This is a genomic window from Streptomyces qaidamensis, assembly GCF_001611795.1.
In the GTDB taxonomy this organism is placed as follows: Bacteria; Actinomycetota; Actinomycetes; order Streptomycetales; family Streptomycetaceae; genus Streptomyces; species Streptomyces qaidamensis.
Genome location: NZ_CP015098.1, coordinates 3,104,942 through 3,117,988, shown reverse-complemented (window position 1 = coordinate 3,117,988; position 13,047 = coordinate 3,104,942). Strand labels below are relative to the sequence as shown.

The window sequence follows — 13,047 nt, the reverse complement described above, 5'->3', positions numbered from 1 at the left end:
TGGCGTACTGGTGCTGCCTCTGGCCGCTGGTAACCCGGCGATCTCGATGTGGGGTTCACCGCAAGAGTTCGCAGATCTTGAACAGCAGCATGGTGATGGCGATGAAGGTGCCCCCTGCCCAGGTGGCCGCGCCGAGGATCGTCGCGTGGAGGAGTACGGCCAGTACGCCCGCTGCCAGGCCGGTGAGCAGGCCGGTCAGTAAGGCGATGACGATGAGCAGGGCTCGCTGCGACAGTCCTCCGGCCGGAGGGGGCGGCGCCTGAGTCATGACGTGCCTCCGCCCGGGCTCTCTATTCGCGGGGCCTGGCCGGTGACACAACTCGCGTTACTATCTGCCATGAGGCTTCCTGGTTGAGTCGAGTGGACGAGGTTGCTTCGCGGTGGGGGAGTACTCGGACGATGCTTGCCGGCTGACCGAGCGCTCCCCTTCTTGCTGTTCTTGGCCGAAAAGAAGCTTGCCGCTCTACGGGGCAGGGCACCCCCTTCTTCGGTTTCCGGTGTCGAGATCATCGGTATTCGGCGGCCTTGGCAGTCATGCTTCCTGCCGTCATACTGACGGCGAGAGGCTGACTGTGCCGTGGGTGCTGCAGTGCGGGATTGGGGGAGTCGTGACCTTTCCGGATCCGACATCGGAGTGGCGGAAGAGTTCTGCCAGTGGGCCGGAAAACTGCGTCGAAGTCTCTTTGGGTCGTCCCGTCATGGTCAGGGATTCGAAAGTTTCCGAGGGGCCTTGCTTTTCGGTCGGTTCGACGGCATGGGCGTTGTTTCTGGATTCCCTGTCACGCTATGCCGCTAGCTGAGGAGAATGTGGACTCCACTCGGTGATGGGCTGGGCGTAGCGGTTCTCGATCTCCCAGAATGCTTCGAGGTAGGTCTCGACGCTCCGTTGCACGCCGACGATCGCCTTGTTGTTGAGGATGACACTCCCGTCGGGATTCTCGAGGTACACCACCCGCTCCTGATCGGCCTTGGCGAACTCGAAGATGACATACGGTGAACGCAGCAGTGGGTACAGGCCGCTGCTGAACGGCACCACTCCGATGCTCACGTGATCCAGGGCGCTGACCTGTTGCAGATGCCGGATCTGGGCTTCCATCAACTCGGCCGTGCCCACGACGCGTCGGAGCGCCGCCTCGTCGATCAGGAACCGCAGCTCCGTTTTGGATTCACTCAACATGCGTTCCTGGCGCTTCATGCGGAGGTCGAGCAGTTCCTCCTTCTCCGGGACCACGGACTGCTGCAGGGCGACGTGCGCGTACTCCTCCGTCTGCAGCAGGCCGGGGATGAACAGCGCCTCGAAGTTGCGGATCACGGACGCGGACGCCTCGTAGCCCAGGTAGGACTGAAAACCCTCCGACAGCAGGGAGCGGTACTCGTACCACCAGGGCTGCCGTCGTGCCTCCTCCGCCGCGCGACGCAACTTCTCCGAGTCGTCGGATGAGAGTCCGTAGAAGCTGATCAATGCCTTGAGGTCCGTCATGGAGATCTTCACCCTGCCTGACTCCAGGCGCATGACTTTGGACAGGGACCATCCCGTCTCCCGCGCAACATCAGGCTGTGTGTAGCCCGCCTTTTTGCGTGCCTCTTGAAGCTGTGAGCTCAGACGGTGTCGGTGAACCATCGGGTCGGCGTCGGGCATGGATTTCTCCTTCTGGTGCCACAGGTCGTACCGCCGCCTGGCATTTCGACCGTGTTCAAGACGACCAGTTTCGCAAGGCTACGGGGATTTTTGCTAGGTGTCACTATGCCTCACGGCTCTTCGCCGGCGCCGCCAACTCGGAAGAGATGCACGGGATGAGTGGGAAGGAATGAAACATCGATACGGTTTGCAGGGACGTTTGATCGATGTATTCACTCGCTTGAGTGACTTCAGTTTGTCGGCCCTCGGGAATTGCCGAATCCACTCACCTTGCTCATGTGAAAGATCGAGCAACAGGGACCCCGGGAGGTGAGAGGCCCGCCCTGCGGGGGACCCGCTCAGCAGGCCCGGTTGGCGACGCTCCCCCGGGGGGCCGACCCGGTCAGGTTCCCCCAGTTCGGAATGTGTGCTGGGGGAGCCGTCAGGTCAGGCGGCCCTCTTCGCAGACCCGCCGGGCAACCTCGCGCTGCTTGCTGTCCTTGCTGTCCTTGTCTGGGTGTAGTGGCGCGGCTCGTCGAAGGCCCGCTCCTCGGTGAGGCGGCGGCTGCCCATGAGGATGCCCATGCCTCCCCGATGGCGTGATGCGGGGCCATGGAGCAGGAAGCCCATCGTTGATCCGTGCCGGCGCGGGCCGCTCTTGCATCACCTATCGAGTTTCGATAGATTTCCATCGTGGTTCGATCGAAGGAGTGGTGATGGGGAAGCTGGCCGTGGCGGGACTGCGTGGGGTGCTCGTGGTGCTGCTCGCAGGATCGCTGTTCGTGCAGGGGGTGATGGTGCCGCTGCTGGCCGTCGACATGAACGGGCTCAGGCCCGAGTACGCGTATCTGCGCACGCCGATCCTGGTGATCACGATCCTGGGTATCGTGACGGCCCAGGTCGTCGTGGTCTGCGTGTGGCGGCTGGTGACGATGGTGCGTCGCGGGACGGTGTTCTCCACCGCCGCCTTCCGCTACGTGCACATCGTGATCGGCGCGTTCGTCGCGGCCGCCCTGCTGGTCTTCGCGCTCGCGGTCGTGCTCGCGCCGGGCGAGGCCGTGGCTCCCGGGGTGGTCCTGCTGCTGTGCGGGGTCGTCGTGGCCGTGCTGGGCGTCGCGCTGATCGTGCTCGTGCTGCGGATGCTGCTCGCGCAGGCCGTAGCACGCGACATCGAGGCGGCCCAGATGCAGGCCGAGCTGGAAGAGGTCATCTGATGCCCATCGCCGTCGACATCGACGTGATGCTGGCCAAACGCAAGATGTCCGTGGGCGAACTGGCGGAACGCGTCGGCATCACCCCCGCCAACCTGGCGGTCCTCAAGAACGGCCGTGCCAAGGCGGTCCGCTTCTCGACCCTCGCCGCGCTGTGCGAGGTGCTGGAGTGCCAGCCGGGCGATCTGCTGCGCTGGGAGACGCAGGAGGCGGCCGGCCCTGTGTCCGGCTCGACGGCCGACTCGACAATGGCCTGATGGACAACATCAGCATCCGCCCGGCCCGGCCCGCCGAGCTCTCCGCAGTGGCCACCCTCCGCTGGGAGTGGCTCGTCGAGAACGGCTTGGAGGACCTCGGCGAACGCGAGGACTTCGTACGGCACTTCGTCACCTGGGCGGAGGAGAACGCGAACTCCCACCGCTGCCTGGTCCTCGTCCGGGACGACCGGGTCATCGGCATGGCCTGGCTCGCGGTGGTGCAGCGGGTGCCCACGCCCCGGGCGCCGCGGCGGGCCTCCGGCGATCTCCAGTGCGTGTACGTCGTACCCGAGGCGCGGGACGGCGGGCTGGGCGGGCGGCTCATCCAGGCCGTCCTGGACGGAGCACGCGAACTCGGACTGGAACGCGTGACCGTGCACTCCAGTCCGCGGGCCATCCCCGCGTACGCCCGCAGCGGCTTCCAGGAGTCACCCCGGCTGCTCCAGGCGCAGGTCACCCGCGCGTGAGCCGTATGATCTTGCGGCTGAGCGGGGGAACTGCGGGAGAACGGGGCGGGACGATGCGGTGCTGGATCCGGACGGGGCACTGAAGGCGTCTACGACGGTATGGATCTGGAGAAGCGACCCCATGAGGGTTCCGAGACGCGGGTCGATCCGCGAGAGCGGCCGACCGGGCCGACGGCCCGGCGCGAGCCCGAGGCGGCGGAGGGGTGTCTCGCCGTCGCGATCCGGATTCCCGTGCGGATCGTCGTGCTCGTCCTGGTCGTCCCCGTGCGGATGCTGTGGGACGCGCTCGTCGTGGCCGGACGGTTCCTGAACGACACGCTGCTCCGGCCGCTCGGCCGGGCGCTGCTGTGGCTGGGGCGGGCGGTGTTCGTCTGGCCGTTCGTGGGGCTGTGGCGCTACGTCGTCGTCCCGCTGGGCAAGGCCCTCGGATGGCTGGGTCACGTCCTCGTCGTCGTGCCCCTGGTCTGGCTCTACCGGTATGTGCTGACCCCTGTGGGGCACGCGATCGCATGGGCCGCCCGGGGCGTCGGCGCCGGGGCCGGCTGGATCGCCAGGGGGGTGGGAGCCGCGCTCGGCTGGGTGTACGCCTGGCTGCTCACGCCCGTCGGGCACGCGGTGACGTGGGTTCTGAAGGGGATCGGCGCCGGGCTGGCCGCGCTGGGCTTCGGCGTCTGGACGGCCCTGGCATGGCTCGCTGAGCACCTCGTCGTCGTACCCGCCCTATGGCTGTACACCTGGGTGCTCGCGCCCGTCGGCCGCGCGGTCGCCTGGTGCTGCAAGGGGCTCGGGTGGCTGGTGAGCATGATCGTCACCGGGATCGGGATGGCCCTGTACTGGATCGCCCGCATCCTGCTCGTCCTGCCCGCGCTCGCCCTGTGGCGCTGGATCCTCACGCCGGCCGGACGCGTCCTCGCCGTCATCGGCCGGGAGGTGTGGGACGCCCTCGGTCACGCCTGGCGCGTCGCCGGGCACATCTCCCTCGCGGTCGGGCGCCTGCTCGGCACCCTCTTCCGGTGGATCTTCGTCGAACCGGTGCGGTGGGTGTACCGCAGCGTGCTGACGCCCGTCGGGCACCTCGTACGGGACGCCGTCCTGCGGCCCGCCGCCGAGGCCGCCCGCAGTGTGCGGCGGGCCACCCGGCAGGCGCTGGCCGCCGCCCGGGAGTCCGTACGCCAGGCCCGCGCCGACTTCCGGCGGATGCTCCTCGGCGAGCCGCGGCAGCCGCGGCCGGTCGACCGGAGGGAACCTTCGGGGCGCGAGCCACGTACTCTTGATAGCAGTACGACCGCTCTCACGAAGGACTGAACGACACTGGGCAAGCGACAGCCCGAAGGCCCGCCGCCCGCACCCGCGGTGCAGCGCATCCGTCTGCGCTACACCAAGCGCGGCCGCCTCCGGTTCACCAGCCACCGTGACTTCCAGCGCGCCTTCGAGCGTGCGTTGCGCCGTGCCGAGGTGCCGATGGCCTACTCGGCGGGCTTCACACCGCACCCGAAGGTGTCGTACGCCAATGCCGCACCCACCGGCACGGGCAGTGAGGCGGAGTACCTGGAGATCGCCCTCACCGCGCCCCGCGACCCGGAGCAGCTCAGGGCCCTCCTCGACGAGTCGCTTCCCACCGGCCTCGACATCACCGAGGCGGTCGAGGCCCGCACCTCGGGGCTCGCCGACCGGCTGACGGCTTCCGTCTGGGAGCTCCGGCTGGACGGAGTGCCGCCGGAGGAGGCCCGCCGAGCGGCGGACGCCTTCAACGCGGCCGAGGCCGTCGAAGTCCAGCGCCTCGCCAAGAACGGCGTCCGCACGTTCGACGCCCGCTCCGCGGTTGCGAGCCTGGAGGTCCACGACCTCACGGAAACGCACAGTTCGCAGGCTGATAGGCCGACCGACCAGCCCTGTGCGATACTGCGGCTGGTTGTTCGGCACGTGACGCCTGCCGTACGACCCGACGACGTCCTGTCCGGTCTCCGCGCCGTGGCCGACCTGGCGCCGCCGGTCCCCGCAGCGGTGACCAGGCTGGCGCAGGGGCTGTTCGATGAAGAGACCGGCACGGTGACCGACCCGCTCGCGCCCGACCGCGAGGCAGTCGAGGCCCCGGCCGAACCGACTGCCGCCGCGACGGCGCCGGCGTAAGGAAGGTCCCGCGTAGGGACGGACGTCGTAGCGCCGCCCTCGGACTCGGGAGCCACCTGGGTCGGGCAGCGCACCGACCAGAAGACTTTCGCCAGGCCGTACGCATTCGGCGTACGGAACCGGCGAGACAGGACACAGAGAGCTCCCGTGCGGCGCCCGCGCCCCGGACGGCGGCGAACGCGCACAGCGCGCGCCGCGGACGTCACCGGCATCGCCGGACCAAGCGCGGCGCCCGGGAGCCTGACGGGAGATAAGCCCGCATGCTCGAACCGACCGAACCCACAGAGGGTTCCGAACAGAACACTCCCAGCGACACCCTGCCGCCCCGCCGGCGGCGGCGTGCTGCTTCCCGCCCGGCGGGTCCGCCCACCGGGGCCTCCTCCGACGCGCCGGCGGAGACCGTCGCGCCGGCCATACCGGTCGCCGAGGCCGAGGATCTCGCGGCTGACGTCGTAGAGGCCGACGAGGTCGAAGAAACCGTTGCCGAGGCGGAGCAGGCTCCCGAGGCCGTCGAGACCGCTGCCGCGCCCGCGCCGCCCAAGCGGCGTCGCGCCGTGCGCCGTGTCTCCGCACCCGCCGGCGCTCCCGAGGCCGAGGAGACCGCCGAGACCGTGGTCCCGGTGACCGCCGTCGCCGAGCCGGCCGAGGCCGCCCCTGCCGCCTCCGCCGAGGTGTCCGAGGACGCCGCCCCCAAGCGCACCCGGCGCCGCGCCACGCGCACCGTCACCTCGCCCTCCGCCGCCCCGGCGGAGGCCGCCGCCGAGACGGTCGCGGCCCCGGCCGAGGCCGACGGTCCGGAGCCGGCCGTCGTGGCCGAGGGCGCCGCCGAAGGTGCCGAGGCCGCTGAAGAGGCTGCTCCGCGTCGGACTCGCCGGCGTGCCTCGCGGCGGGCGTCCGCGCCCGCCGGGGCGCCTTCCGCCGCGGACGCGGTGGAAGGGAACGCCGAGGAGGCGAAGGCACCTGTGACCGAGAACCCCGCCGCCGAGCCCGCCCGCGCGTCCGAGGCCACCGCCTCCGAGACCGCTGCCGCCGAGCCCGCCCCCGCTGCCGAGATCCCGGCCGAAACCGCCGCCGAAGCTGCCGAACCGGCTGAGGAGACGGGTCCGCGGCGCCGCCGCCGGGTCGTGCGCCGGGCCGCCGGCGGCTTCGCCGAGCCCGCCCAGCCCGCCAAGGGCGCGCGGGCCTCGAAGGCCGCCGCCCGGGCGTCCGCGGACGCGGCCGACGGCGAGAGCGAGCCGCCCTCGCGTCCGAGGCGGCCCGCCGTCGCGCTGTTCCAGGCGCCCGTCTTCACCGAGCCCCAGTTCCAGACGCCGGAGCGGGCCGCTGCCGCTGCCGCCGCCGAAGCGGTCGGGGCGGAGGAGCCCGAGGAGACCGAGGAGTCCGTGCCGGCCGAGGCCCCGCGTGAGGAGCCGACCGGCGGTTCGCGTCGCCGGCGTCGGCGCCGGGGTGCCGCCGACGACGCCGAGGCCCAGGCTCCCGAGACCACCGCCGTCGGCACCACCGCCGACGACATCACCGACGACGAGGTGGAGGAGGCCGACGAGTCCGCCGAGGACCAGGCCGACGGTGACGACCAGGAGGAGTCCGAGGGCACCGGCTCGCGCCGTCGCCGTCGCCGGGGCGGCCGCCGCCGCAGGCGCGGTGAGTCCGCCGACTCCGACGGTGAGGGCGGCGAGGACGCCGAGTCCGAGCAGGGTGCCGCGCAGGACACCGAGGACGGCGCCGAGGAGGACGACGAGGACTCCGACGACGCCACCGACCGCGACGAGTCCGGCGGCTCCAGCAGCAGCCGCCGTCGCCGTCGCCGCCGTCGCCGTGCCGGTGACTCCGGCACCGAGTCCGAGCCCTCCGACGGCGACCCCGAGCGCACGGTCGTCAAGGTCCGCGAGCCCCGCCCCAAGGCCGAGCCGTCCGACGAGGTGCAGTCCATCAAGGGCTCGACCCGTCTGGAGGCCAAGAAGCAGCGCCGCCGCGAAGGCCGCGAGCAGGGCCGCCGCCGCGTGCCGATCATCACCGAGGCCGAGTTCCTGGCCCGCCGCGAGGCCGTCGAGCGTGTGATGGTCGTGCGCCAGCACGGCGACCGCACGCAGATCGGCGTCCTCGAGGACAACGTGCTCGTCGAGCACTACGTCAACAAGGAGCAGTCGACCTCGTACGTCGGCAACGTCTACCTCGGCAAGGTGCAGAACGTGCTGCCGTCGATGGAGGCCGCCTTCATCGACATCGGCAAGGGCCGCAACGCGGTGCTGTACGCCGGTGAGGTCAACTTCGAGGCGCTGGGCATGGCCAACGGGCCGCGGCGTATCGAGTCCGCCCTGAAGTCCGGGCAGTCCGTGCTCGTCCAGGTGACGAAGGACCCCATCGGTCACAAGGGCGCCCGTCTGACCAGCCAGGTCTCCCTGCCGGGCCGTTACCTCGTGTACGTGCCCGAGGGCTCGATGACCGGCATCAGCCGCAAGCTGCCCGACACCGAGCGGGCCCGGCTGAAGACCATCCTCAAGAAGATCGTCCCCGAGGACGCGGGCGTCATCGTGCGCACCGCCGCCGAGGGCGCGAGCGAGGACGAACTGCGCCGGGACGTCGAGCGGCTGCAGCAGCAGTGGGAGGAGATCCAGAAGAAGGCCAAGAACGGCAACGCGCCGACGCTGCTGTACGGCGAGCCGGACATGACCGTCCGGGTCGTGCGCGACATCTTCAACGAGGACTTCTCCAAGGTCGTCGTCAGCGGCGACGAGGCGTGGTCGACCATCCACGGGTACGTCTCGCACGTCGCGCCGGACCTCGCCGAGCGGCTGTCGAAGTGGACCTCCGAGGTCGACGTCTTCGCCACGTACCGGATCGACGAGCAGCTCGCCAAGGCCCTCGACCGCAAGGTCTGGCTGCCCAGCGGCGGTTCGCTGGTGATCGACCGGACCGAGGCGATGGTCGTCGTCGACGTCAACACCGGCAAGTTCACCGGCCAGGGCGGCAACCTGGAGGAGACGGTCACCAGGAACAACCTGGAGGCGGCCGAGGAGATCGTGCGTCAGCTGCGGCTGCGCGACCTCGGCGGCATCATCGTCATCGACTTCATCGACATGGTGCTGGAGTCCAACCGGGACCTGGTGCTGCGGCGCCTGCTGGAGTGCCTGGGCCGCGACCGTACGAAGCACCAGGTCGCCGAGGTGACCTCGCTGGGGCTCGTGCAGATGACCCGCAAGCGGGTCGGGCAGGGCCTGCTGGAGTCCTTCTCCGAGACGTGTGTCCACTGCAACGGCCGTGGTGTCATCGTGCACATGGAGCAGCCGACGGCCCCCGGGGGCGGCGGCAAGCGCAAGAAGCGCGCGCGTGCCGGTGCCGCCGAGCAGCCGCACGTGCACGAGGCCGCCGTCGAGACCGCCGAGCAGGAGGCCGAGACCGAGGCGGAGGTCGGAGCCGAGGTCGCCGAGCCGATCGCGCTGCCCGAGCCGTCCTTCGAGCCCGACGAGGAGCTGTACAGCAGCGCCGCCGAGGCGGAGGCCGCTGCCGGCCGTGGCCGGTCGCGACGCCGGGCGAGCCGGCGGGCGTCGGCTCCGGCGGGTGCCCCGCGGGGTGAGACGGCGGAGCCCAAGGCCGAGCAGGGCAGGGACAAGGCCCGGCGCGGCCGGGGCCGGGCCGGGCAGGCCGAGGCCGAGGTGCCGACGGCTCAGGACGTGACCGCCGAGCAGGAGGTCGCCCGTCCGGTGCAGCCGGAGCCGGCCGCCGAGGCGCAGGCCGAGCCGATGGCCGTGGAGGACCCGGTGGTCGAGACCGCGGCCGCGCAGGCCGCGCAGGTCGCTCCGGCCGCTCCGGCCGAGGACGCCGCGCCCAAGGGCCGTACCCGGCGGCGGGCCACCCGCAAGGTGTCCGCTCCGGCCGGTTCTCCGGCAGGGGCCGAGGCGGCGGTGGTGACGGTCGCGGAGACCGCACCGGCGGTGCCCGAGGCCGAGGCCGCCGAGGTGCCGGAGCCGGCCGTTCAGCCCGAGGCGCCCGCAGAGAGCGCCGCCCCGGCCCGTCCGCGGCGCCGTGCGGTGCGCAAGCCCACCGTGTCCACGGCGTCCGAGGAGACGGCCGTCGTGGTCGTCCCGTCGGCCGCGTCCGAGGAGGCCGCGTCCAACGAGGCCGCGTCCGCGGAGGTCGCGTCCGGGGAGCACGTGTCCGCGGAGGCCCCGCAGGCGCCCGCGTCCGACGGTGCCGTCACGGAGGAGGCCGCCGAGGAGTCGGCCCCCGCCAAGAAGGCGGCCCGCAAGACGGCGAAGAAGGTCACGGCGAAGAAGGCCGCCACCACCAAGAAGACCGCGGCGAAGAAGACCGCCGCCAAGAAGACGACGGCCAAGAAGGCGGCGAAGACGACCAAGACCGCCGTCAAGAAGACCGCGTCGAAGAAGACCGTGGCGGCGGAGCAGTCGGCGTCGTCCGCGTCCTCCGTCTCGGCCTCCACCGACGAGGGCTGAGATCCACTGCCTGTGCGACCGGCGTGACCGGTCGCACAGGCGGCGGGCCGGGCTCGGTTTGACCCCTTCGGCCGCGGCCCCGTAACCTTGACCGTCGGCGTGTCGACTGACACGTCACATCCCCGTAAACCTCCTCCTCCGGGCGCCGGGCGCCAGGAGAGGCCGCTCGCTGAGTCGGGCGGCTGGCCTGCGGGGGTGCCGTTTCCCGAGCTAGAGAGTGAGTTCCGCGTGTACGCCATCGTGCGCAGCGGTGGTCGCCAGCACAAGGTTGCTGTCGGCGACATCGTTGAGGTTGACAAGATTTCCACTGCCAAGGTTGGCGACTCGGTCGAGCTCTCGACCCTGCTCGTTGTCGACGGCGACGCCGTGACCAGCGACCCGTGGGTGCTGGCCGGCATCAAGGTCCAGGCCGAGGTCGTGGACCACCACAAGGGCCAGAAGATCGACATTCTGCGCTACAAGAACAAGACGGGTTACCGCCGTCGCCAGGGCCACCGCCAGCAGTACACGGCGATCAAGGTCACTGAGATCCCCACGGCTGCGAAGTAAGGGACTGAGGAGAAATGGCACACAAGAAGGGCGCATCGTCCACCCGGAACGGTCGCGACTCCAATGCCCAGCGGCTCGGCGTGAAGCGCTTCGGCGGTCAGGTCGTCAACGCGGGTGAGATCCTGGTCCGTCAGCGTGGCACCCACTTCCACCCGGGCTCCGGCGTCGGCCGTGGTGGCGACGACACGCTGTTCGCGCTCTCGGCGGGTGCGGTGCAGTTCGGCACCCACCGTGGCCGCAAGGTCGTGAACATCGTTCCGGTCGCCTGATCGGAAACTTTCGCGAGGCGGACCTCACTTCCCTCACGGGAAGCGGGTCCGCCTTTCGCGTGTTAACCCAAGACATTCCCGCAGTAACTGGAGGCACATCCCATGACCACCTTCGTGGACCGCGTCGAGCTGCACGTCGCCGCGGGTAGCGGAGGCCACGGCTGTGCCTCCGTCCACCGTGAGAAGTTCAAGCCCCTCGGCGGGCCGGACGGCGGCAACGGCGGGCGCGGCGGGGACGTGATCCTCACCGTGGACCAGTCGATCACCACGCTGCTCGACTACCACCACTCCCCGCACCGCAAGGCCACCAACGGCAAGCCCGGCGAGGGCGGCAACCGCTCCGGCAAGGACGGTCAGGACCTCGTCCTGCCGGTGCCGGACGGCACCGTGGTGCTGGACAAGGCGGGCAACGTCCTGGCCGACCTGGTCGGGCACGGCACGTCGTACGTCGCCGCGCAGGGCGGCCGGGGCGGGCTCGGCAACGCTGCGCTGGCCTCCGCGCGGCGCAAGGCACCCGGTTTCGCGCTGCTCGGTGAGCCGGGGGACATGCGGGACGTCGTCCTGGAGCTGAAGACGGTCGCCGACGTGGCACTCGTCGGGTACCCGAGCGCCGGCAAGTCGTCGCTGATCTCGGTGCTGAGCGCCGCCAAGCCGAAGATCGCCGACTACCCCTTCACCACGCTCGTGCCCAACCTCGGCGTCGTCACGGCCGGTTCGACGGTCTACACGATCGCCGACGTGCCCGGGCTGATCCCCGGAGCCAGCCAGGGCAAGGGCCTGGGCCTGGAGTTCCTGCGGCACGTGGAGCGGTGCAGTGTCCTCGTGCACGTCCTGGACACCGCGACGCTGGAGTCGGAACGCGACCCGGTCTCCGACCTCGACATCATCGAGGAGGAGCTGCGGCAGTACGGCGGGCTGGACAAGCGGCCGCGGATCGTCGTCCTGAACAAGATCGACGTACCGGACGGCAAGGATCTGGCCGAGATGGTGCGGCCCGACCTGGAGGCGCGCGGCTACCGCGTGTTCGAGGTGTCGGCCGTGGCGCACATGGGCCTGAAGGAGCTGTCGTTCGCGCTCGCGGAGGTCGTGGCGCAGTCGCGGGCCGCGAAGCCGAAGGAAGAGGCCACCCGGATCGTGATCCGGCCGAAGGCCGTGGACGACACCGGCTTCACCGTGACGCAGGAGGCCGACGGCCTGTTCCGGGTGCGCGGTGAGAAGCCCGAACGCTGGGTGCGCCAGACCGACTTCAACAACGACGAGGCCGTCGGATACCTCGCTGACCGGCTCAACCGGCTCGGTGTCGAAGCGGAGCTGATGAAGGCCGGCGCCCGAGGCGGCGACGGCGTGGCCATCGGACCGGAGGACAACGCGGTCGTCTTCGACTGGGAGCCGTCCATGACGGCCGGGGCCGAGATGCTCGGCCGCCGCGGTGAGGACCACCGGCTCGAGGGGGAGCGGCCGGCCGCGCAGCGCCGCAAGGACCGGCAGGCCGAACGGGACGAGGCGCAGCAGGAGTTCGACGACTTCGAGCCGTTCTGAGTCGACAAGAAGCACTTACGCAGCGGACTCGGGTGCGACCAAGCCGTTCTCCGGTGAGTCGTACAGGGCGGCGCCGTGAGGGTCTTGTTCCTCGCAGCCGAGAAGGGCACCTGTGACGGCCTGAGCGCCCCCGCCCCGGTGAACAACCCGGACGGCGCGCGCACGCGCGACGGCGAGAGCGTCGGCGACGTCAACGGCGAAGACCGGGCCGAGCTGTTCACCGGCGCCACCGGCGAGAACCGGACGGCGGGGGGCTGGGCGTTCCCCAACCCGGTCGACGCTCCCACCGCGACCGACTCGGGCAGCTTCGGCGCGGGCACTCTCGGCACGGTCAGGAGCGGTTCCGGCTCCGGACTCGGCTCGGCTTTCGCCCCCTGACCCGGTTCTGATCACCTGTCAGACTCGCCCCGGCAACGGCTTGTTCCGATGCCGGCGGCGAGTCTCTCTTTGTCTGCTTGGTTGTCATGTACGTGAACCCCGGCGTTCAGCGGGCGGACCGCCCGCGAGCGTGAAGCTTCACCGTGTCCAAGTGGCCAGCGAGGTAAGGGAGTCAGCC

Annotated in this window: 13 protein-coding genes; 11 read left to right on the top strand and 2 right to left on the bottom strand. The window is 70.8% G+C overall.

Annotated elements, in window-relative coordinates; genetic code table 11:
* Positions 1–55 precede the first annotated feature (55 nt).
* A complete protein-coding gene (locus tag A4E84_RS13640; protein WP_062926838.1) occupies positions 56–268 on the bottom strand; it encodes a cytochrome c oxidase assembly protein COX20 family protein in 213 nt (70 codons plus the stop codon).
* A gap of 112 nt (positions 269–380) precedes the next feature.
* On the opposite strand from A4E84_RS13640, the gene A4E84_RS45475 reads away from it, so the two are divergent.
* A complete protein-coding gene (locus A4E84_RS45475) occupies positions 381–800 on the top strand; it encodes a DUF397 domain-containing protein (protein WP_335340830.1) in 420 nt (139 codons plus the stop codon).
* Here A4E84_RS45475 and A4E84_RS13635 read toward each other — a convergent pair.
* Positions 785–1,639, bottom strand: coding sequence for a helix-turn-helix domain-containing protein (locus tag A4E84_RS13635; RefSeq protein ID WP_079128960.1), 855 nt, complete (start codon positions 1,637–1,639; stop codon positions 785–787). The genes A4E84_RS45475 and A4E84_RS13635 overlap by 16 nt on opposite strands.
* Before the next feature lie 695 nt (positions 1,640–2,334).
* Between A4E84_RS13635 and A4E84_RS13630 the strand changes: the two genes are divergently transcribed.
* The 10 genes from A4E84_RS13630 (at position 2,335) to A4E84_RS13585 (ending at position 12,869) form a co-directional block, all read left to right on the top strand.
* Positions 2,335–2,832 (top strand): DUF2975 domain-containing protein, encoded by a 498-nt coding sequence (locus A4E84_RS13630; protein WP_062926836.1) that lies wholly within the window; start codon positions 2,335–2,337, stop codon positions 2,830–2,832.
* Complete coding sequence (locus A4E84_RS13625; RefSeq protein WP_062926835.1) at positions 2,832–3,086, top strand: helix-turn-helix domain-containing protein; 255 nt, start codon at positions 2,832–2,834, stop codon at positions 3,084–3,086. The genes A4E84_RS13630 and A4E84_RS13625 overlap by 1 nt, the downstream gene beginning before the upstream one ends.
* Positions 3,086–3,553, top strand: a complete 468-nt coding sequence (locus A4E84_RS13620) for a GNAT family N-acetyltransferase (protein WP_062926834.1) — start codon at positions 3,086–3,088, stop codon at positions 3,551–3,553. The genes A4E84_RS13625 and A4E84_RS13620 overlap by 1 nt, the downstream gene beginning before the upstream one ends.
* Positions 3,554–3,652: 99 nt before the next feature.
* On the top strand, positions 3,653–4,858 hold the full coding sequence (locus A4E84_RS13615) for a phage tail tape measure protein (RefSeq protein ID WP_174569428.1): 1,206 nt from the start codon (positions 3,653–3,655) through the stop codon (positions 4,856–4,858).
* Positions 4,859–4,906: 48 nt separating this feature from the next.
* Positions 4,907–5,683 carry a TIGR03936 family radical SAM-associated protein gene (locus A4E84_RS13610; protein ID WP_062926833.1) on the top strand — a complete coding sequence of 259 codons (777 nt, stop codon included), beginning with the start codon at positions 4,907–4,909 and terminating at the stop codon, positions 5,681–5,683.
* 260 nt (positions 5,684–5,943) lie between these two features.
* Positions 5,944–10,134 (top strand): Rne/Rng family ribonuclease, encoded by a 4,191-nt coding sequence (locus A4E84_RS13605; RefSeq protein WP_062926832.1) that lies wholly within the window; start codon positions 5,944–5,946, stop codon positions 10,132–10,134.
* Between the two features lie 228 nt (positions 10,135–10,362).
* On the top strand, positions 10,363–10,683 hold the full coding sequence (gene rplU, locus A4E84_RS13600) for a 50S ribosomal protein L21 (RefSeq protein WP_030836278.1): 321 nt from the start codon (positions 10,363–10,365) through the stop codon (positions 10,681–10,683).
* 14 nt (positions 10,684–10,697) lie between these two features.
* Entirely contained in the window at positions 10,698–10,952 is a 255-nt protein-coding gene (gene rpmA, locus A4E84_RS13595; protein WP_062926831.1) for a 50S ribosomal protein L27, read from the top strand.
* 102 nt (positions 10,953–11,054) lie between these two features.
* Positions 11,055–12,491: a GTPase ObgE gene (gene obgE / locus A4E84_RS13590; RefSeq protein WP_062926830.1), complete on the top strand. Its 1,437-nt coding sequence runs from the start codon at positions 11,055–11,057 to the stop codon at positions 12,489–12,491.
* A gap of 75 nt (positions 12,492–12,566) precedes the next feature.
* Positions 12,567–12,869, top strand: a complete 303-nt coding sequence (locus A4E84_RS13585) for a hypothetical protein (protein WP_159029572.1) — start codon at positions 12,567–12,569, stop codon at positions 12,867–12,869.
* The last annotated feature ends 178 nt before the right edge of the window (positions 12,870–13,047 follow it).

What these genes read in the sequence shown, in the direction of transcription:
- A4E84_RS13615 (WP_174569428.1), top strand. Translation starts at nt 3,653, where the DNA reads ATGGATCTGGAGAAGCGACCCCATGAGGGTTCCGAGACGCGGGTCGAT.
- rpmA (WP_062926831.1), top strand. Translation starts at nt 10,698, where the DNA reads ATGGCACACAAGAAGGGCGCATCGTCCACCCGGAACGGTCGCGACTCC.
- A4E84_RS13620 (WP_062926834.1), top strand. Translation starts at nt 3,086, where the DNA reads ATGGACAACATCAGCATCCGCCCGGCCCGGCCCGCCGAGCTCTCCGCA.
- A4E84_RS13640 (WP_062926838.1), bottom strand. Translation starts at nt 268, where the DNA reads ATGACTCAGGCGCCGCCCCCTCCGGCCGGAGGACTGTCGCAGCGAGCC.
- A4E84_RS13630 (WP_062926836.1), top strand. Translation starts at nt 2,335, where the DNA reads ATGGGGAAGCTGGCCGTGGCGGGACTGCGTGGGGTGCTCGTGGTGCTG.
- A4E84_RS13625 (WP_062926835.1), top strand. Translation starts at nt 2,832, where the DNA reads ATGCCCATCGCCGTCGACATCGACGTGATGCTGGCCAAACGCAAGATG.
- obgE (WP_062926830.1), top strand. Translation starts at nt 11,055, where the DNA reads ATGACCACCTTCGTGGACCGCGTCGAGCTGCACGTCGCCGCGGGTAGC.
- A4E84_RS13635 (WP_079128960.1), bottom strand. Translation starts at nt 1,639, where the DNA reads ATGCCCGACGCCGACCCGATGGTTCACCGACACCGTCTGAGCTCACAG.
- A4E84_RS13605 (WP_062926832.1), top strand. Translation starts at nt 5,944, where the DNA reads ATGCTCGAACCGACCGAACCCACAGAGGGTTCCGAACAGAACACTCCC.